Origin of the sequence: Dysgonomonas mossii DSM 22836, assembly GCF_000213575.1 — a bacterium.
In the GTDB taxonomy this organism is placed as follows: domain Bacteria; phylum Bacteroidota; class Bacteroidia; order Bacteroidales; family Dysgonomonadaceae; genus Dysgonomonas; species Dysgonomonas mossii.
The window spans coordinates 808932-829345 of record NZ_GL892004.1 but is presented as its reverse complement, the minus strand read 5'-3'; the positions used below and the strand labels follow the sequence as shown (position 1 = coordinate 829345).

Below are 20414 nucleotides of genomic sequence, written 5' to 3'. Positions count from 1 at the left end.
GTCCGAATTTCTCCGGGTTATTCCCCTGATGTAGGTAGGTTGCATACGTGTTACTCACCCGTAGCGCCGGTCGCCATCAAAGTATTGCTACTCTATGCTGCCCCTCGACTTGCATGTGTTAGGCCTATCGCTAGCGTTCATCCTGAGCCAGGATCAAACTCTTCTTTGTATATTCTTTTTTTCTAAGTCTTTCGTGATCCTGTCCTGCTCTTTTTACTTATTAAGTAAATTGACGGTATAATATTTCTTAGCACCAAAGTGCTATTGTACTACACTCATATGTTGTCATTATTTCAAAGATCGTTTTCTAATCGCTTTTCCCTTTTTCACCGTCCGAGTCCCTAGCTCTAAATCTTGTCTGTTGCCAAAACTCGCTCTCGAAAACCCGCCGGCTCTATCGGTAAAGCGGGTGCAAAAGTAATAACCTTTTCCTTACACTCCAAATCTTTTACCAATTAATTTTAAAATATTTTTTGGCAGAACTACAAAGTTAATACCTATATACCTTATTTGCAAACTGTTGTTAAACATATTTTTCCTTGATGATTTTTTGAAGAAAAAACATCAAATGAAAGAGGAGAACGATCTAAGCCCACAAATCAAACAAATAGGAAAAAAGCGAAACGATCGGAAAAGCACCCACTAAAGAAAATACCAAACTACAAAAATCCGACTTAGCCGATAGAAATAAAAGAATAAATAAAAGGATTAAATGTTACTTTTTTATTTTAGAAATCGATTCCCTAAATATTTTCGAACCGGCGTATCATAAAATTTCAAACAGATATATAAAAGGGTAATGAACCATATATAAGGGATAAGAAATATCTCCTAAGAACCGACATGCGCGGTCTACTATAATAAAACATGTTTTATATTATAAAAATAGATTCCTTAGCTATGATATTATTTCATTATTTTTGTGCAAAATAACACTCAAAACCAGTTTTATGTCTTATAACCAATTAATAAACCCCAAAAGCATTGTCATAGTCGGCGCTTCTGATAACATTTTGAAACCGGGAGGGAGTGTTTTGCATAATATTATAAATGGAACATTCGAAAAAGAGCTATATATTGTAAATTCGAAAGGAGGCATAATACAAGGCATTAAAGCCTATACCAAAGTTGAAGATATCCCTCAAGCTGATCTTGCTATTATATCTATACCTGCCAACCAATGCATAGAGACTGTAGACTATTTGGCAAATAAAAAAGGAGTGAAAGCTTTTATTGTATTTTCGGCCGGATTTAGTGAAGAGTCTGAAGAGGGTGCTATCAGAGAAAAACAACTTATAGAAATCGTAAACAAAGCCGGAGCTATCATGATCGGCCCTAATTGTTCAGGTTTCTTTAATACGAATCATCAAAGCATTTTCACTCGTCCTATACCGAGCCTCGATACGAATGGAGTAGATATAATCTCCAGTTCGGGAGGAACAATTACTTATATCATAGAATCTGCCATGCGTATTGGACTGAGATTTAACTCAGCATGGTCAATTGGGAATGCCGCTCAGATAGGAATTGAAGATATATTGGAATATTTGGATAAAGAATTTGATCCGGAAACCAGTCCTAAAATAAAACTTCTCTATTTAGAAAAAATTAGTAACCCCGATAGGTTTCTTCTTCATTCGTCTTCCCTCATCAATAAGGGGTGTAAAATAGCTGCTATAAAATCGGGTAGCTCCACATCGGGCAGTCGTGCAGCATCTTCTCATACGGGAGCAATAGCGAGTTCCGACTCTGCCGTTGAAGCCCTGTTCAGAAAAGCGGGAATTATACGCTGCTACTCGCGCGAAGAACTTGCGAATGTTGCAGCAGTATTGACATTAAAGAAAATAAACGGACGAAATCTGGCTATAATTACTCAAGCAGGTGGTCCTGCCGTAATATTAACAGACGCTCTATCAAAAGGGAATATCGATGTTCCTGAATTGGATAAAGACTTGGCTGCCGAACTAAAGAAGCATCTCCTTCCGGGAGCCGCAGTATCTAATCCTATAGATATTATAGGAACAGGAACGGGTGAACACATGGCTACATGCATCGATTTTTGCGAAACATACTTTAAAGAAATAAATGGGATAGCCGTTATATACGGAAACCCCGGTGTAAGCAATGTGGCTGAGGCCTACAACATGCTGGATAAAAAAATAAAAACCAGCAAACTACCTATATACCCGATATTGCCATCGGTGATAGCAGCATCGGAAGAAATGGAGACCTTTGTAAAGAAAGGGCATGTCAATTTTACAGATGAGTATGCCTTAGCAAATGCCCTCTCTAAAGTTGTCTCCTGGACACCCCCATCGGTGGGCAAAATAGAAGATATATCTGTTGATATACCCCGCATAAGAACTATTATCAGCAACTCTGCTGACGGATATATAGATAGTGAAACGGTTAAGCAATTATTTGACGCCGCAGGTATTCCACAAGTACAAGAAATAGTGACAGCCAACAGAGATGAAGCTATCGTTTTTGCCGACAAAATCGGATACCCGATTGTAGCAAAGTGCGTAGGTCCTATTCATAAATCGGATGTAGGAGGTGTTGTATTAAATATACATTCGGCAAACCATTTATCAATCGAATTTGACCGTTTGATGAAAATCACCGATACCACAGCCGTCATGGTACAACCGATGCTATCGGGACAAGAACTCTTTATCGGGGCAAAATATGAACCTACATACGGTCACATTGTTTTGTGTGGACTGGGTGGAATTTTTGTAGAAATACTGAAAGACGTAGCATCGGGTCTTGCACCTTTAAGTTTTGATGAAGCTTCTTCGATGGTACAATCACTAAAAGCATATAAAATAATAAAGGGCACACGTGGACAAAAAGGCTTAAACGAAAAGTTATTTGTAGAAATCATTGTACGCTTATCGATCATGCTTCGGTTTGCTCCTGAAATAAAAGAAATGGACATCAACCCACTTTTGGCTAACGAAGAAAGAGTTATAGCCGTGGATGCAAGGATCAGAATAGAAAAATAGCATTGATTATTTATAGTGAAGAAGCAGTATCGGCAAAAGTATATCTTGGCTGGTATTGCTTTTTTTTGAAAAATCTTTTTATGAAGTATTTCATTATTTTTCAGAAATATACTACCTTTATTGCCGACAAAATCTATAGGTATGAAAACGAAGAATTTTGAATAAATAGTAAATATAAAATATAAAGCCGGACATTTCGTTCTCGGCTTTTTTTATGTGCAACAGACAAATATCAAACGCTCAAAAATGAAAGAAGAAAAGAAAATTGTTTTAGGTATTTCAGAAAAGCCTAAACCCGCCCAATGGCTATTATTGAGTATCCAACATCTATTTGCCATGTTCGGAGCAACCGTGCTTGTTCCTGCTCTCACAGGCATGAGTCCTGCAGTGGCTCTTATCTCGAGTGGTATCGGCACATTGGTATTTATAGCCATCACAAAAGGCAAAGTCCCTTCTTATCTGGGATCATCATTTGCTTTTATCAATCCCATTATAGCTGTGAAAGCTCTGGAACTCGATCCTTCGTCGGGTGTAGGTATGGGTAGTTTCCTTGTGGGTAGTTTCCTTGTGGGGGTTACCTATTCGGTAGTTGCACTGATTATAAACAGAGCCGGTACACAGTGGCTGATGAAGTTGCTTCCTCCGGTAGTCGTAGGACCTGTAATTATGGTCATCGGACTTGGACTTGCGGCTACAGCCGTTAACATGGCCACCAATAATCCTGCAGGAGATTATGACCTTACATATGTCCTCATCGGTTTAGTAACTCTTACCATAACAATTCTTACTGCCATTTTCACACGCGGATTCCTTAGTGTTATTCCTGTACTGGTAGGTATAATTGGCGGGTATGTATTTTCTATTATCTTAGGAGTTGTAGATGTGCAACACGTAATTGAAGCAAACTGGATAGAAATGCCGTCTTTCGCTATTCCATTTGTTCATTATACACCTTCTTTCACATGGAGAGTATTCTTAATGATGGTTCCTGTTGCTATAGTTCCTATCGCTGAGCATATCGGGCATCAGCTTGTTTTGAGTAAAGTGGTTAGCAAAGACCTGATCAAAGACCCGGGACTAGATCGTTCTATGCTCGGTGACGGGGTTGCCACTATGATAGCAGCTACATTAGGAGGACCGCCGAACACTACTTATGGAGAAAATATCGGAGTATTAGCGATAACTCGCGCTTTCAGTATCTATTTGTTTGTAGGTGCAGCAATCTTTGCTATTATGTTTGGTTTCTGTGGTAAGATATCCGCTTTACTATCTACTATACCTACTCCGGTAATGGGTGGTGTTTCCATCCTCTTGTTTGGTATAATAGCCTCCAGCGGGCTACGCATGCTTGTGGAAAACAAAGTAGACTTTAGCCGTAAGCGCAACCTTATTATATCTTCCGTTATCCTTGTTATTGGTATCGGGGGAGCAGCAATACATATCGGCAAAGTATTTTCGTTGGAAGGAATGGCGCTGGCTTCTATAATTGGGGTTGTACTTAATCAAGTATTGCCGGGCAAGCAGGTTGTAGATTTTGATGAAATGTTTAAAGAGTAATAAACAATTACATATATATAATAATAAAGGCTGCAAAATGCAGCCTCTATTATTATAAGTTATAAAAAGGGATTGTTGTCACATTCGCTCTTATCTTTTTTTGTTAAACCACAGAGTAAAAAGAGTAATATGGAGTTTTTTACAATGGAACAAATACATCATTATTTTTCATCAATTGCTATATGCTTAACGAAACTTATTCCTTGTAATAAATGTGTTTCACCCTACTAGAGATAGACGTTAGTACTTCGTAAGGGATTGTATTTATTTCTTTAGCCAAATCTACTACGGATGGGTTTTCTCCAAAGATGACTACCGAGTCTCCTTCTTTCACCTCTATTCCGGTAACATCGATCATTGATAGATCCATACAAATATTTCCAACGATAGGAACCATGTGTCCATTCACCAACACCTTACCAACCCCGTTGCCAAACTGACGACTAAGTCCGTCGGCATATCCAATACGGATAGTAGCTATTGTAGCATCTTTATCGAAATGGCCTTTACGTCCATAACCAACAGTTTCTCCGGCCTTGATATCTTTGATTTGTAGAATGGTGGTCTTCAAGGTACAAACGTTACGAAGTCCGTTCAAACCACTTGCACTTACTCCATAAAGACTTATACCCAGCCTCACCATATCCATTTGCTCGTTAGGGAAACGCTCTATCCCAGCCGAATTAAGGATATGTTTCATTACCTGATAGTGGCAGTTCTTCTCTATTTCTTTCGTTATTTTCTTAAAGGTTTTGATCTGATCAACTGTAAAATTATCAAAGTTCCAACTTTCACTTGCCGCTAAATGAGAGAAAACAGATTGGATACGCACTCCTGTTTGTGACTTAATGCGCTCCATCAATTCCGGAATATCTTCTTCTGTAAATCCCAACCGATGCATCCCTGTATCTATTTTGATATGTATCGGATAATTTGTAATTCCCTGCAATTTGGCTTCCTTTATAAAAGCATCCAATATTCTGAAGTTATACACTTCGGGTTCGAGAGCATACATCGCCAATTCTTCAAATCCCCCTACTTCCGAATTGAGAACAATAATAGGAACTTTTATACCTTGTTTTCTCAGGAACACACCTTCTTCGGCTACAGCTACAGCCAGGTAATCACACTTATGATACTGCAATGTTTTTGCTACCTCTGTTGCTCCTGTACCATAACCATCAGCCTTAACCATACATACCATTTTGGTTTTAGGATTCAGCCTTGATCTATAAAAGTTATAATTATGAACGATTGCATCTAAATCTATATCGAGCACTGTTTCGTGCGTTTTCACTTCCAACAGTTTATTTATACTCTCAAATGAGAAACTACGTGCCCCTTTGAGTAAAATAAACATATCATGAAAATCGCTCCATATATTCGAATGGATAAAGTCATTGGTCGTGTTGAAGAAATGCATTTCGTCATTCTTAAACAAATCCTTATATGTAGAGATTTCTTTACCGATGCCGATAAGTACATCTATTTTTTTATTCAACACCAGATTAGATGCCAAATAATACAGTTCTTTAGGGATTAACCCCGACTGTGGAATATCGGATATGATAAGCACCTTTCGCTTTTGGCTATCCGTTGCTCTTTGAGCCAGAAAGTCAAGAGCAATTCCCAAAGAGTTTATATCAGAATTGTATGTATCATTTATCAGTATTGTATTATTTTTCCCCTGGCGTACATCAAGACGCATTGCAACCGGCTCGAGATCAGCCATACGTTGATTAATATCGGGTAAGGGTAAGTGCAAATAAATGGCAGTAGCCAATACCTGAATCGCATTTTCGATAGCGGCATTATCAGCAAAAGGAATCGTAAACTGAGAGGCCATTCCCAAAATAGAATAATGAATGGTTGTAGAATTTCCTAGTTTTTCAACTTTCATTATATGCAATGGGCTTTTATTAGACCCTTTACGAGACCATGTCAGACGTTTATGAGAAAGGCAAGCTATCTCCATGCATTCGTCGACAAGCTCATTCTCTTCTTCACAAATAATGACATCACAATTTATAAAAAGTTCCAGCTTTTCGAGACATTTTTGTTTCATAGACTTGAACCCTTCCTGATGGGCTTGTCCGATATTGGTAAATATACCAATAGTAGGATTTATAATCGCCTCGAGCTTTGCCATCTCCTCAGGTTGAGATACCCCTGCCTCGAATACGCCCAATTGTGTATGGCTATTCATCTGCCAAACAGAAAGAGGAACACCTATTTGAGAATTATAGCTTCGTGGAGAATGCGTAATATTAAAATCATGATGAAGCACTTGGTAAAGCCATTCCTTCACCACCGTTTTGCCGTTACTACCTGTAATACCAATAACAGGCACATTAAACTGATTGCGATGATATGCAGCTAGACGTTGAAGAGCAAATAGCGTATGTACCACTACAAGAAAGTTTGCATCTTCATATTCTTCCCACTCGGGTTGTAAATCAGATACTACAAAATTGCGAACGCCCAGCTCATAAAGCTCGGAGATATACCGATGTCCATCATTATTCTTAGTCTTAAGGGCAAAGAATAATGTTTCGTCGGGGAAAAAGACCTGACGGCTGTCAGTAAGTAAAATACTAATAGCAGTTTCGTTCAGATCGGTTGGCATAGCATCAATTATCTTAGCTACTTGATGTATAGAATATTTCATTCTTCTTTTTAATTAAGATCTGTTTTCCAAATCCACAATTTCTTGTTCGCAACAAATGTATGGATATTTCTTATTGAAGGCTTTCAACTTTAACAAAGTTTGCCTTAAAAAATGCTTATAATCATCACTTTGGTTATTTATAGGCCTATGATTTAGAGCCTGATATATTTTCTGCCATTCTTTTATTATCGGAGGAGCTTCTTCATCAAAATATGTCTCTGACAATCGTTGCCAGATATATTTAATGGCTATCTGATTCGGATGAGTCATGTCTTCATCATAGAATCGATAATCACGTAATTCATCCAAAACAATTTCATAAGAAGGGAAGTAGTACAAACCTTCTACCATGCTACATATTTTATCTACAGCCAAAAGCAGAGTAGATTTGCTCAACTGATTATCGTGAGCTCCATCTTTGAGGTGACGAACAGGACTCACCGTGAACACTATTCGCAACGATGGATTTATTTTTCTCAAATCCTTTACCAAACCTTCCCACTCTGCTACAATATCTGTAACAGAAAGACGAAAACGTTCGAATTCCGTAGCAGGCAGTTTATGGCAATTCCCGACTACCATATTCTCTTTCAAAGACTGAAAGACATACGCTGTTCCAAATGTAACAAAAAGGACATCGGCCTTGCGAATATCCTTTGATGCATTCCTCAAACTGAGGTTTATCCCTTGCAGGCATTTACCCTTATCTACATCAGAAAAAGATCCATGGTGCCAAAAACTTTGATAAAGTCCTTTGTATTCAAAAATATCTTTCTCAGTAAACTTCTTTTCATCGATAAGCAGCCTCAAAGCCTGACTAATAGATAAAGGGTTGTAGAGAATCCCGAAAGGATTGAGATTTACATTGAATTTATTTTCCACAAACAGTTTACCCATATTCTCGGCAAAACAAGAGCCAAATATCACAATATGACTCTTATGAGATATCTTAAAGTCTGGTGTTGGAATTTCTATTTTTGTTCTGAAGTCCATATTTTATAAACACTACTAAACACAAGTAAAGGTAAAAAGATTGCATGGAATTATTCGAAACTTGAAGATAAAGTTTTATCGTATTTTTTAATTCATACATTTACAGACAAAAAAAATTACAAGTAACATATACCTGTAATTTTTCCTTCTTCAATATCTCGTCATGCAGACGAAAATACGCTATTCTTATATCAAATAACTCCCCGCATACGGTCTTCAAATGCCGAAAGAGAAGCCTTTGCACCTTCGCCCATTGCTATTATAATTTGCTTAAAAGGCACAGTTGTGACATCTCCGGCTGCATAAACACCGGGTATACTCGTACGGCAATGAGTATCGATGGCTATTTCTCCAAAACGATTTACATCGACCAGATCTTTAAAAACAGAACTGTTAGGAGCCAATCCGATTTGTACAAAAATGCCGTTTAGATTGACGATACGCTCTTCACCGGTAGTACGGTCTTTCACTTTTATTCCGGTAACCTTCTCGTCACCGATCACCTCTGTTGTCTGGGTATTCAGTATGATCTCTACATTAGGGAGGCTTCTTGCTTTTTCTTGTAAAATCTTATCAGCCTTAAGTTCTTCTGCATATTCAAATAGAGTTACTTTAGTACAAATACCCGCAAGATCTATTGCAGCCTCTACTCCCGAATTTCCTCCGCCTACAACAGCCACGTCTTTACCTTTATAAAATGGCCCATCGCAGTGAGGACAAAAAGCGACTCCTTTTCCTATATAATCCGATTCGCCGGGTACATTGAGTTTTCTCCAACTGGCGCCTGTAGCTATTATCACAGCGGTAGTAATTATCTTTTCTCCGCCTACAACGGATATTGATTTTTTACCATCAATCAACTCTACTTTCTCTACCTTTCGATGCTCGAGTATATCGACAGGATAATCCTGTAAGTGTACTTTGAGGTTGTTCGACAGCTCTTCACCTGTTGTCTTGGTAACAGAAATCAGATTTTCTATTCCTACTGTTTCCTTTACTTGTCCTCCTATGCGTTCAGCCAACAAGGCCACCTTTAAACCTTTACGAGCCGAATAAATAGATGCGGCAACTCCTGCGGGACCTCCGCCTATTACAGCTACATCATACTCTCTGACTGTTGGATTATTATCTGCCACCTCTCTACTACCATACTGATCTTCCAATTTGGATAACAATTCACCAAATTCACCACGACCTACATGAATCAACTTACCATCAGCAAATATAGCGGGAACCCCTTGCAGTTTAAGAGCATCAACCTCTTCCTGATTTATCGCTCCATCTACCATCTCGTGATATATTTCAGCGTTGAGAGTAGTCATAACATTAAGCGCCTGAACAATATCAGGACAATTGGTACACGTCAGTGATACATAAGTAGTAAGATGTATAGGCCCTCTAAGAGCTTTAACTCTGCTTACAACAAATTCGTCAGGGATGTTCTTCCCCTTGCCGTCACTATTCAGTATAGCCAATAATAAAGAGGTAAACTCATGTCCGTTAGGTATTCCCCTGAATTTAATACGTGTATCTTCTCCATTTTTCAATAAAGAGAACTCGAACCCTTCACCTTTATTAATCTGACAGGAAATATTATCGGAACAAGAAGCCACATCATCGAGAAGATCTACAAGTTCACGATAGGATTCATGCTGGTCGGAAGCAGTAATATTTAATGTATACTGATTTTTCAGTTCAGAGAATATCGAGCGTAATTGTTCTTTAAAAGATGAGTCTAACATGCATTTTATTTTTAATGAGGTTGATTTAAAAACCGGCTTTGTTAAGCCGGTCTGCAAATTTGAATATTAAATCTTACCAACCAGATCTATACTTGGTTTCAATGTTTCTTCGCCTTTTTTCCATTTAGCAGGACAAACTTCACCGTCGTGTGTTGCTACAAACTGAGCAGCTTCCACCTTGCGAAGCAATTCGTCTGCATTACGCCCGATTCCATTGTCATGAATTTCGGCAATCTTAACTTGTCCCTCTGGATTTAGAAGGAAAGTTCCTCTATAAGCCATTCCTTCTTCCTCGATCATGACGCCAAATGCACGGCTGAGTACTCCTACGGTATCAGCTAACATCGGATATTTGATCTTGCGAATACTTTCGGATGCATCATGCCAAGCTTTATGCACAAAATGTGAGTCTGTACTTACAGAATACACCTCTACACCCATTGCTCGCAGTTGATCATATTTGTCAGCCACATCAACAAGTTCTGTCGGGCAAACAAATGTAAAATCGGCAGGATAGAAAAAGAAGATTGCCCACTTCCCTTTTACGTCTTCATGTGTCACTGTCTTAAAAGCTCCATTGTGATAAGCTTGTACTTTAAACTCCGGTAATTGTAAATTAATAATAGGTTTCATGATAAATTTTATTTATACCTAAATTATACTTATGTTTTTTATCTATACACCGCAAAGATATATAGTTTTTATTTATACGCAAATATATTTCAATAGAATTTATCTATAACCCTATTCCTGTGCTTCCACTGGTAGAATATTGGAATTGATTGCACGACTGTGAGTATGGATTGAAGTACTTATAGTCTTTGTGTGGGTAAAATTAGAGGGGAGGGAAGAAAGAATTACTCAGAGTGTAAAACAAAAAGTTACACTCATAAAATAAATATAATAAATCTAACGCATTAAGGAATATACTCTGCCCATAAGAGATTATCGATAAATCAATCCTAAATTAGTTCTTAAGAATCTCCTAATTGCAATGAAAGGATAAAGGTAATACTCTATTTAATTTATGTAAAGTATAAGAATCGACACCCTTAAAGAAAAAAGCCTTATTATATTCATATATATTTTCATACATAGTCCCTAAATGATAACTAATCCATTCTCCTCTTAAATTGGTTGCTCCCAGAAACTCTGTAATATAATCCCTATTGCTCCCTCCATAAAAGACAATCACTTCTTGATTATTTATCTCATCAAATCCTACATCAACGATATAATAGCGTAGCATTATCAATGTATCAACCTTTATATACTCAGATTCTATTGGAAATTTTATTTCTGATATCAAAGAATCACCTTTATACAGATTAATTATTTGTTTATGCATAGGGTATACGATAGTAGTATCTTCTAAATTAAACCCCTTTAGGTCGAGATTATAATAGTAGATTTTCACTTCCAATTTATAAGCTTCATTATATATATTCTGAGTATACTTTATCAAGCGTCCCTCATTCTGAAATAGGTTCAGCTCTTTCTTATTTGAGCAACAAGAAAGAAGAACCATCATGATACAAAGAAAATAAATTAGAGGGACCTTCATTATATTATTTCTTTGATAAACAACTTAAGGGGAAGACTTAATTAATTTTTCACACCTTACTCTTTTATCTCCATGTTATAAAATAAAAGTAATATATAATAATATAAGATGCATACGAAAAGATGTATAAAAAAGAAAAGGTTGTCGTCCCGACAGTCAACTTCTCTTTTATTTCTTATTGTATATCAACTAATTATATTTAGTCATTTTTGAGATATATACAAAAACATATACACAAAGGCGGTTAATACTAAATTCATTAGGCAAATCATATATAGAGCAAAAAAAAATCAAACAATCTATAATTCAATTGATTACAGAGTATCACAATATAAAGATTAAAATCTATACATGATCGTGTACAAAACTACAAAAATATTCAGATACATATATCAATTTATATCTTTTTATCCGTTTTATTATTGTGCTATCAAAAACATAGAAAAAGATAGTCTTCCTTTTAATACGTCAGACCTGTTGTAATACAAGAATAAGTCTATTAAAATATTTTTACCTTATCATACTACATCTAAAATAAGCTACTCACTATAAGAAAAATAAGAGGGTGGGTATACTCTTGTTTGCGTATTCCATATATATATATATATATATATATTATTTTTTTTTGGGCCTATTTTTACGAAGTCTCGTTTCTGGATATTATATATATAAGAGGAGGTAGAAAATACAAAAAAAGATAAACGTATACATCTAATAATAAACACAATAGTCTTCTTCTAAAATATCTTTTCTCACATTAAATATTTTAAAAGAATTACAACTCTTTCATTATTTCTAAAAATTCATCTCTGCGGTATGCTCCGTCTACATCCCTGTCTTTATATACAAGATAGTATTTGAATCCTTTTACCGCTTTAGCCTCCCATAGTCTACCCAGTTCTATTTTTTCGACTGCCTCAAGATGGTCGCCTTTAGTTTCCAAAATAACCACGTTTCCTTTCTTGGTTATAATAATAAAATCTGGATAGTGATTGATAAAACCATTTAGCTTAAAGCCTGAATGTTCTAAATTACGAGTCCAGAACAACACATTCGACATATTAGCTACCTCATTGATAACGTCCTTCTCAAACTCATTCATCTTGCCTTCTTTCTCATATAATGACTTAGGAAGATAGTCTATAGTGTTGAGTGGATTTATAGTTGCAGCAAAAAAATAAGTAGGCTTCAGTTCAATCTTATCTGTATCAAGCAGTTTTCTGAATTGTTTGCGAGCATACAGGTTCGCTTCCTCATTTATCTTTTTCTTTATCCGTTGTGAATGAGAATATAGATTGTCTATGAAGCTGAAATATTGGTCATTGTCGAATGTCTCGAAAATTCGTTTCAAGTAAGCATCTATCTTTTGGTCGGGAATAGGATACATTGTTCCCATATTCTTTTTTACCAACGACGACAAAGCGTTTATTTTACCTTTGGTAGTGGTTGTTGGTGCTGACAGATAAGTGCTTAAAATATCTCTGTCTTTACCGTCAATTTTTAAGTAAGTAGGTGTACTATCTTTCTTGGTAGTATCCAAATCTACTTTGTACATTTCGGAACTGACTGTCGAAAAATCAATATCAATGCTTGCTTTTTCCAAAGGGAAACCATCCAGAAGATTATTCCTGTCTACGGCTATATCTTCGCTTCCAAAAAGAGTGGATGTTTGTCCCATATAGAATTGAGGTATCCGAATCTTTTTCGCTTCCTCTTCAAATACGTCTTTTATGGTAATTGTTTTGACGAGATTAGATAAGTCACTTGGTACTGGTTGTTTGTTGTCTTTTGAAAAAGCAGATAAAGCGTCTTCCATATCCGCATTTTCTTTTCGTGCTGTTTCGGTAATTGTTTCAATCGTGGCATCTGTTCCTATTTCATCGACTTTGCCTGTAACCACGTCTGTAATTGCGTCAATATTCACATCGCCAAAATCGTCTGATTCTGTATCGGGTATATCGGTAGAACCGCTAAATAAACTTGATAATGGCTCAGGTGTTTGTGTCTGCTTCGAGGCTTCTCCTGTTATTTGTGCAGGGTCGGCAAGCTTATAGTCTTTTGAGCTAAATCCTGCTCTATTCAGTCCCTTAACTATGTTTTGAAGTGTATCTTGAAACTTGGATGAGGCTGTCAGCACATAGCTCATATTGAGCAATTCACTATTGTGCTTCATCACATAAGGCTGACGTAATATACGACCCAATATCTGTTCTACATCTACCGCACTTGTCTTGTCAGCAAGAGAGGCAAGAATGTAAGCAAAAGGACAATCCCATCCTTCTTTTAAGGCATTGATAGTAATTATATAACGCACCTCACAGTCTTTCGCCATAAGGTCTATACCCTTTATTTCGTTTATTGTAGCAGTCTTGATTTTTATCTGCCCTTCGGGTATACGGCTTTTAATAAGTATGTCCTTTATTTTCTCGAAAGTAGTATTGTCTTCTTTGCTTTTAGGTTGAGCTTGCAATAAGACAATAGGACGAATATATTTACCTCCTGCTTTTTCTTCTGCTTTAGCCTCTTGTTCCAGTTTTCGTTGCATCTTGATGGCTGAGGCTATGACTTCCGTTTTGTCGTGCTGATTGTAGACAATAACAGGCAGTTTAACCATATTTTCTTTCTTCAACTCGAAAGCGTCTACAAAGCTGATAATATTGCTATTGTTGCGTGGTGTGGCTGTCAGGTCGAGAATAAAGCTAGGGTTGAGGTTTTGAAGCATTTCCACACTCAAGTCTGTTTCGGCATTATGACTTTCGTCTACTACCACAACAGGATTGAGCGAACGGATAATGTTCATTAATGTTATTTCTTCCTCCGATGATAATTCGGACTCAAAAGACAGCAGATTCCCATTTTCTTGAAACACTTTGCGGTCTTCCTTCTTTCTTGCCCTCAAACTGTCGAAACTCAGCACAAAGATGCTCAGGTTTTCTTTTACGGTTGAGGCATTGAAGTTACTACCATTCAACAGAGCGTTTTTATCATATACCTCCACACGATTGCGGAAGTAAGTGTTTATCTTTTGACGATATGGATGATAAGGGTCTTGCAGATTTTTGAGAGTCTGCTCCAGTATGGTAATGGACGGAACAAGCCAAACAACAGCCCTTGCGTTTGTACTGTCGTAAGCATCGAAGATATTTTTCAGTGCATTACTTGCTATAAAAGTTTTTCCTCCTGCTGTAGGCACTTTTATACATACATGAGGCACACCCTTTACATTGTTCTTGTAAGGCTCTATAACCGTTGCCAATGTCGGTACTAACGGTGTACGAGGGTGGTTGTACCAAAATTGAGAAAATGCACTTTGTATATCTTTAGTTTCCTGTACTTTGTCGAGGTACAAAGTCAGGTCGTCAAGCACTTGTTGTTGATATGGTTTTAGTTCCATTTATTATATATTTTCTAATTGCTCTATCCAGTTATTAAAATGAGAACATTTCTGCCTAATCGTTATCAGCCCTATGTCATGAGCAAGCAAAGCTCCATATATAACTTTTTTATACCCTTTTATGCTATTCTCCAATCTTTTAGAAGGAGCAGTTGTTATTCCATTATTAATTAGCTCTGGATTAGGATTGTCATTAATAGTAGACACGAGATATTCATAATTCAAGAACTCTTCTTCTTCAAAATTTCTATCGAACACTCCGATATCACTAAAAAGGATGCTTTCAAACTCATGCAACTGTATATATGGGATAAACCTATTTCTAATATCTTCTCGTATATTATTTTTCATCCCTTCTTCAAGTATATACATGCGCTCGACTCTATTTGTTTCTCTTTCAGCCTCATCCCATTTTGGGTATTTATGATGGGCATACAAGCCATAGTAATCAATCAATGTGGTAACAAAAGCCGAAGTGTCTTGCTTCAAATATTTTTCTATTTGATATTTTAATGCTTCCCAACCAACAATACCTCCACCAGTCTTCTTAATAGTAGGAACTTCCAAATATATTTCAAGTTGACTGAAATATGGCATCAACACATCATTGCAAAATGACTGTTCAGTTGGTCCTTCGCATATAATAATAGCTCGTTTCATCTTATTTTTGAAAAGGTTGTGCTGCATTTATAATATTTCTTTCCCACAAGTCACCTAGAGTATAATCTTCTAACCAACTTGCCAATGTATCTGCATTTAGTCGGCTAAAAACTGTTTGATTTTCAGATTCGCTTTTGTCAATAACGATGACATCATTGGGAGAAAAATTGCTGATTAAACTCGGAGACTGTGTCGCAGCTATTATTTGTGCTTTATTGGATGCAATTTGCATCATTCCAGCCAGTTTGCCGATAGCAAAAGGGTGCAGTCCCAATTCGGGTTCGTCAATAATGATAACACTCGGAGGATTTGGTTGCATCAGCAATACAGCAAGGGCTATGAATCGGAGTGTACCATCGGATAACTGATATGCTGAAAAATTAGATTCGGGGTCTCCTTTATCTACCCAACGCAACTCTATTTCCCTACTGTTCAAAGCACTTGGTTCTAATATAAATTTTGAAATATAAGGGGCTATTGATTGTATTATCTTCTCTATTCTAGTGAACATTATAGGATGTACTTCTTTCAATAAATAAAGCATGGCTGGCAGGTTTCGCCCATCAGGTTTGAGGTACGAATTGTCTGCAATATCACATCCCTTACGCAAAAAGGAAGTGTTAGATGTATCATGAAAATGAAATACCCTAAAAGAAGCTAGATAATTATTTAAAATCCGATTCCTTTTATATTCAGTAGAACGAGCAAATTCACTTTCTTCCAAATTTCGATTATTGAAATAATTATAGCTATCATTGTCGTATTCAACCCTATATCCCGAACCTTCTACATCAATAAATAATCCACCTATATTATTCTGAATTAGATTAAAATAATAAGCATTATTATCTTCATCGCCTTCTGTAAAAACAACTTTTCCATATAGTTCTGATGTTGTTTTTCGCCCAAAATATAGTAACTTATCCACATCTTCTTCCAACAGAAAACGTTGTAGTCGTCTATTAGCTATAGCATTTAGCAGTTTGAAAAAAGAAATAAAGTTACTCTTCCCTGCGCCATTGCCTCCTATCAGTATATTAACCGGCTTTAGTTCTAATTCGACTTCTTTTATTGATTTGAAGCCTTGTATTTTTATATATTCAACCATGATTTTATTAATTAAAATCTTGTAATGTCTCGTGGAATTTTTTTAAAGATAATATTATTTTTCGCCATAAATTCTTTTGGCAGCACACAATTATCGGCATAGATGACATAAGTATCACTCTTCTGCTTGATTGTTTGCAAGAATTCATGGTTCAAAGTTGTCAAACTATCCTTATCGTAAAAAAAATAGTAAGACGAGTTATCGTTTACGCCCAACAGGTGCGGATGCTCTTTTGTAGATTCATCGAATGGGCAAGCTGTTTCGGTGTACCAAATATAGCGGTGTATTTCTTGTAGAGGCAATTCTTCGTTGAGGTAGTCGTTTTCGATAAACATCGGTTGCCCCAATTCGTAATACGAAAAATCGCCCCCTGTACCTTCTACACTTTTGCCCTCTCCATATCCGTCTATTACACGTTTTACACGCTCGGCGGTTATGTCATCAGCATAATCTTCCATCTCTACCAAAATAAACTTGCGGTTGCCTCCGTCTTGTTTGTTGAGGTTAAGAACTGCATGAGCCGTTGTGCCTGAGCCTGCAAAGGAATCAAGAACGATGGAGTCTTTGTCGGTAGCTTGTTCTATTAAAGTTTTTACTAACTCGAACGATTTAGGGAAATTAAATTTTGACTCAGGAACTATTTCTCTAAGAATTCTTGTCCCATTCATTGTATAACCTACATCTTCTGGTAGAATAGTAGAAAAACCAGTAAATTCACTAGCTAATTCATTCAAATATTTTTTTTCTCGTGGGCGACCATTCTTTTTCGTTGGAAAAAAAATTCTTTTTTCCTTAATTTTTTGCTCCATTGTTTCTCTTGAGTATCTCCATCCTGTATCAGGAGGACAATCGTATTCTATACCTGTATCAGGGTCTAAAATAGAATAATGTAAGTTTGGTCTTTGTTCCTTATTGGCTAGCCCAAGAATACTATTACTCATCCAAGCCCCTCTTTCGTCATTATCTGGATTTGAGTATTTAGATTTATCAGATATTCTTCCCTTTAGGCTAAAAGATTCAGATTTGCCATATGTCAATATATATTCATGGTCTTTCGAAATCATTGTTTGGTTTCTACTGTCCACAATCTGACGACTTTTCCATATAAAAACAGATTTAAAACCATTTGTTCCAAAAATTTCGTCACAAATCAACTTAAGATTCGCAAATTCATTATCGTCAATAGATATAAATATTGCTCCATCGTCAGCCAATAAGCGGTGTAACAACTTAAGACGTGGATACATCATACACAACCATTTGTCGTGGCGTGTAAGGTCTTCGCTCTCTTTGCCTACCACTTCGCCTAACCACTTTTTTATTTTGGGGTCGTTCACATTATCGTTGTACACCCATCCTTCGTTTCCTGTGTTGTATGGGGGGTCTATGTAGATACATTTGATGCGCCCTTCGTATTCGGGCAATAGGGATTTGAGAGCCTCTAGGTTATCGCCGTGAATGATTTTATTCTCGCTCCCTTCGGCATTGTGTGTATATTGCTTTTCGAGTATGCGGTAGGGTACATCCAAATGATGATTGATTACCTTGTCTTTTCCTATCCAATTGAGTGTTGGCATTATTCATTTTTTTTATTTACAAATATACTTAAGTTTTAAGTAGAGACAATATTTTTCGGACTTCATTGATTTACCAATGACTTATAAATAGTAAAGCATCTTATCCATATACTTAAAATATATAGACAAGATGCTTTATTTTTAATTTGACATAGTTTGGTCTTTTGAGGTGTAGCTGTAAAGTATTTTTTAAATACTTTACTTAACAACCCCCTCCCCATATTCTATACAAAGAATAAGAGTTAATTAGCAAGGCTTTCATACCCCCTTTGAAGTCGTACATAACCTTAGTACTCTGAAAGCGTGCTTCGAAAGGATCGAGATAGACATACTCAATGAACGGTTTAATCCATCTTTCTAATTCTATTCTTTTAATCTCTATGTCAAGAAGGTGAGATTGATTCCTTTCTATTAATTAAGAATAATCCTTTTTAAACAAAAAGTTTAAAAATTACAAAGCAGAAATCATTCTTCTTTGTATTTCACTTCTATCAGCCCTATAATAATGCTTCTCAATAATCTTAACACTATTCCCAGCCTGATCCGCTACTTCATAAGCATTGAGCCCCTCATTTATAGCTTTTGTTATATAAGTCCCTCTGGCATAATACCACGTTACTTTTTTAGCTATACCTAAATGAGACGATATTTTAGCTAAAGTCTTATTCACGCTTAAAGTTATTCTTTCTACCTTATCATGTTTTTGTATTTCTGTCTGCTGTTTTCCATTGAATATAGGCAGAACATAATTACCATAAGATTTTTCTTTGTATCGATCTATAATCTCAAGTATCTTAGGTAAAAATATAGGATTAGCTACTTTATCACATTTACGTCTCACATACTCAATATAATCATCTTTGATACAAGATTTATTTAAGTAGCATACATCTACATTTGCCATCCCTCCACTATAATAGCTAAATAAGAATAAATCGAGGTGAAAACATTCTTTCTTAGACAACTTCGACCTATCAAAATTTCGTATTCTAATAAAATCCGCATCTGACAAAACTCTGGGTGTTGTTTTAGATGCCTTCAGGTGTTCTTTCACTACATCAAATACACAAACATCAACATCTGACACCTTTTCTTTTTGAGCAAGATTAAATACAGCTTTCAGATTTTTGAGTTTATGCCTTAACCCTCCCTTATTTCCATTTTTCAAACCTTTCTCTTGAATATAAATACTGTAAGAGTGCATAAAACTCTCGCTTATATCTTTAAAGCAATAAGAGTTAAAATCTTTTTTGTACTTCACCTTTGTAAATTCGAAAAGTGAATTCTTTAACCATTGGTAGTTTTCCCAATTAGAGGAGCCTGTTGTTTTCTCTCCATTTTTAATCCTTTCTTTTGATTTGTAATAGTCTATTTGTCTATCAATAAAGACAACAACCTTATCAGCTTTAGTTTGCTGAGGTTTTTCAGATTTTCGATCTAGTATAGATACTAGTTGTTTAGGATACCAATCAATATTATTGATCTCCCATAAACAAATCTGATCATAGAGTTTCTTTTCTGTAGCATTCAGATAAAGATTAAGCACATCTGCTTGTGTACTCGAGCTCTTTAATCGTTCTTTATTCTTATCCCAATCTTTTAATTCAACAGAGTACCGGAGGGATTTTGGTTCTCTTTTATAACCAGTCTTGTAGATAACCAGTTTCAAGTTTGCAGTCGTTTTTGTAGCTTTTTTCGATGCTTCAGCTACGATTTTCACACTGTAACTCATCTTTAATTGGCTTTTGAAGCCTTTATGCAAAGGTAGTGCATTACATTCAAAAACGTATACAAAAACATGTACAAAAGTAGCTTTTTTGACACTTCTTCTTTTTTTTGATAGGTTTTAAACTTTCTGCATCAACTTACACTATTCTTTAGTTATCAATTATTTACAAAACATTTTCAAACCTATATAAAAAAGAAAAGGTTGTCGTCCCGACAACCAATCTTCATTGTTAACCTTAAATCTAATACTATGAAAAACACATTACAAAGGTAAATCCCCCTGAGGAATCTTCCAAATAATAGACTATGATTTTTCCCGTGTTTAATTTTGTTTAACTGTGAACTACAAATTGTTAATGAATTTGTTAAAGAATCTTGTGTATTATAAAGAAACGAAAAACGGCACAATATTGTG

12 protein-coding genes, 1 rRNA gene and 1 pseudogene are annotated in these 20414 nt (G+C 36.2%); 2 read left to right on the top strand and 12 right to left on the bottom strand.

What is annotated here, in order from left to right; all coding sequences use genetic code 11:
* A 16S ribosomal RNA gene (locus HMPREF9456_RS03570) occupies positions 1–169 on the bottom strand; the annotation flags it as partial.
* 554 nt (positions 170–723) lie between these two features.
* Positions 724–844, bottom strand: a pseudogene (locus tag HMPREF9456_RS17535) (acyltransferase family protein); the annotation flags it as partial.
* A gap of 106 nt (positions 845–950) precedes the next feature.
* Between HMPREF9456_RS17535 and HMPREF9456_RS03565 the strand changes: the two are divergent.
* Positions 951–3008 carry an acetate--CoA ligase family protein gene (locus HMPREF9456_RS03565; protein ID WP_006842091.1) on the top strand — a complete coding sequence of 686 codons (2058 nt, stop codon included), beginning with the start codon at positions 951–953 and terminating at the stop codon, positions 3006–3008.
* Between the two features lie 246 nt (positions 3009–3254).
* Positions 3255–4565: a solute carrier family 23 protein gene (locus HMPREF9456_RS03560; protein ID WP_006842090.1), complete on the top strand. Its 1311-nt coding sequence runs from the start codon at positions 3255–3257 to the stop codon at positions 4563–4565.
* Between the two features lie 196 nt (positions 4566–4761).
* On the opposite strand, the gene HMPREF9456_RS03555 is transcribed toward HMPREF9456_RS03560, so the two are convergent.
* From HMPREF9456_RS03555 to HMPREF9456_RS03510, 10 genes are all read right to left on the bottom strand, one after another.
* Complete coding sequence (locus HMPREF9456_RS03555; RefSeq protein WP_006842089.1) at positions 4762–7233, bottom strand: bifunctional UDP-N-acetylmuramoyl-tripeptide:D-alanyl-D-alanine ligase/alanine racemase; 2472 nt, start codon at positions 7231–7233, stop codon at positions 4762–4764.
* 12 nt (positions 7234–7245) lie between these two features.
* Positions 7246–8226: a GSCFA domain-containing protein gene (locus tag HMPREF9456_RS03550; RefSeq protein ID WP_006842088.1), complete on the bottom strand. Its 981-nt coding sequence runs from the start codon at positions 8224–8226 to the stop codon at positions 7246–7248.
* A 191-nt stretch (positions 8227–8417) separates the two neighbouring features.
* Entirely contained in the window at positions 8418–9968 is a 1551-nt protein-coding gene (ahpF, locus tag HMPREF9456_RS03545) for an alkyl hydroperoxide reductase subunit F (protein WP_006842087.1), read from the bottom strand.
* Between the two features lie 66 nt (positions 9969–10034).
* The gene (gene ahpC, locus HMPREF9456_RS03540; protein ID WP_006842086.1) at positions 10035–10601 is read right to left on the bottom strand and encodes an alkyl hydroperoxide reductase subunit C; all 567 of its coding nucleotides are present in this window, start codon (positions 10599–10601) and stop codon (positions 10035–10037) included.
* A gap of 352 nt (positions 10602–10953) precedes the next feature.
* Positions 10954–11532 (bottom strand): hypothetical protein, encoded by a 579-nt coding sequence (locus tag HMPREF9456_RS03535; protein ID WP_006842085.1) that lies wholly within the window; start codon positions 11530–11532, stop codon positions 10954–10956.
* Positions 11533–12307: 775 nt separating this feature from the next.
* On the bottom strand, positions 12308–14926 hold the full coding sequence (locus HMPREF9456_RS03530; protein ID WP_006842084.1) for a DEAD/DEAH box helicase: 2619 nt from the start codon (positions 14924–14926) through the stop codon (positions 12308–12310).
* Between the two features lie 3 nt (positions 14927–14929).
* Positions 14930–15586, bottom strand: coding sequence for a DUF4276 family protein (locus HMPREF9456_RS03525; protein WP_006842083.1), 657 nt, complete (start codon positions 15584–15586; stop codon positions 14930–14932).
* Position 15587: 1 nt separating this feature from the next.
* Complete coding sequence (locus tag HMPREF9456_RS03520; protein WP_006842082.1) at positions 15588–16694, bottom strand: AAA family ATPase; 1107 nt, start codon at positions 16692–16694, stop codon at positions 15588–15590.
* Between the two features lie 11 nt (positions 16695–16705).
* Positions 16706–18271, bottom strand: a complete 1566-nt coding sequence (locus HMPREF9456_RS03515) for a site-specific DNA-methyltransferase (protein WP_006842081.1) — start codon at positions 18269–18271, stop codon at positions 16706–16708.
* Between the two features lie 451 nt (positions 18272–18722).
* Positions 18723–20003: a tyrosine-type recombinase/integrase gene (locus HMPREF9456_RS03510; RefSeq protein ID WP_006842080.1), complete on the bottom strand. Its 1281-nt coding sequence runs from the start codon at positions 20001–20003 to the stop codon at positions 18723–18725.
* Between the last annotated feature and the right edge of the window lie 411 nt (positions 20004–20414).

What these genes read in the sequence shown, in the direction of transcription:
- HMPREF9456_RS03565 (WP_006842091.1), top strand. Translation starts at nt 951, where the DNA reads ATGTCTTATAACCAATTAATAAACCCCAAAAGCATTGTCATAGTCGGC.
- HMPREF9456_RS03560 (WP_006842090.1), top strand. Translation starts at nt 3,255, where the DNA reads ATGAAAGAAGAAAAGAAAATTGTTTTAGGTATTTCAGAAAAGCCTAAA.
- HMPREF9456_RS03555 (WP_006842089.1), bottom strand. Translation starts at nt 7,233, where the DNA reads ATGAAATATTCTATACATCAAGTAGCTAAGATAATTGATGCTATGCCA.
- HMPREF9456_RS03550 (WP_006842088.1), bottom strand. Translation starts at nt 8,226, where the DNA reads ATGGACTTCAGAACAAAAATAGAAATTCCAACACCAGACTTTAAGATA.
- ahpF (WP_006842087.1), bottom strand. Translation starts at nt 9,968, where the DNA reads ATGTTAGACTCATCTTTTAAAGAACAATTACGCTCGATATTCTCTGAA.
- ahpC (WP_006842086.1), bottom strand. Translation starts at nt 10,601, where the DNA reads ATGAAACCTATTATTAATTTACAATTACCGGAGTTTAAAGTACAAGCT.
- HMPREF9456_RS03535 (WP_006842085.1), bottom strand. Translation starts at nt 11,532, where the DNA reads ATGAAGGTCCCTCTAATTTATTTTCTTTGTATCATGATGGTTCTTCTT.
- HMPREF9456_RS03530 (WP_006842084.1), bottom strand. Translation starts at nt 14,926, where the DNA reads ATGGAACTAAAACCATATCAACAACAAGTGCTTGACGACCTGACTTTG.
- HMPREF9456_RS03525 (WP_006842083.1), bottom strand. Translation starts at nt 15,586, where the DNA reads ATGAAACGAGCTATTATTATATGCGAAGGACCAACTGAACAGTCATTT.
- HMPREF9456_RS03520 (WP_006842082.1), bottom strand. Translation starts at nt 16,694, where the DNA reads ATGGTTGAATATATAAAAATACAAGGCTTCAAATCAATAAAAGAAGTC.
- HMPREF9456_RS03515 (WP_006842081.1), bottom strand. Translation starts at nt 18,271, where the DNA reads ATGCCAACACTCAATTGGATAGGAAAAGACAAGGTAATCAATCATCAT.
- HMPREF9456_RS03510 (WP_006842080.1), bottom strand. Translation starts at nt 20,003, where the DNA reads ATGAGTTACAGTGTGAAAATCGTAGCTGAAGCATCGAAAAAAGCTACA.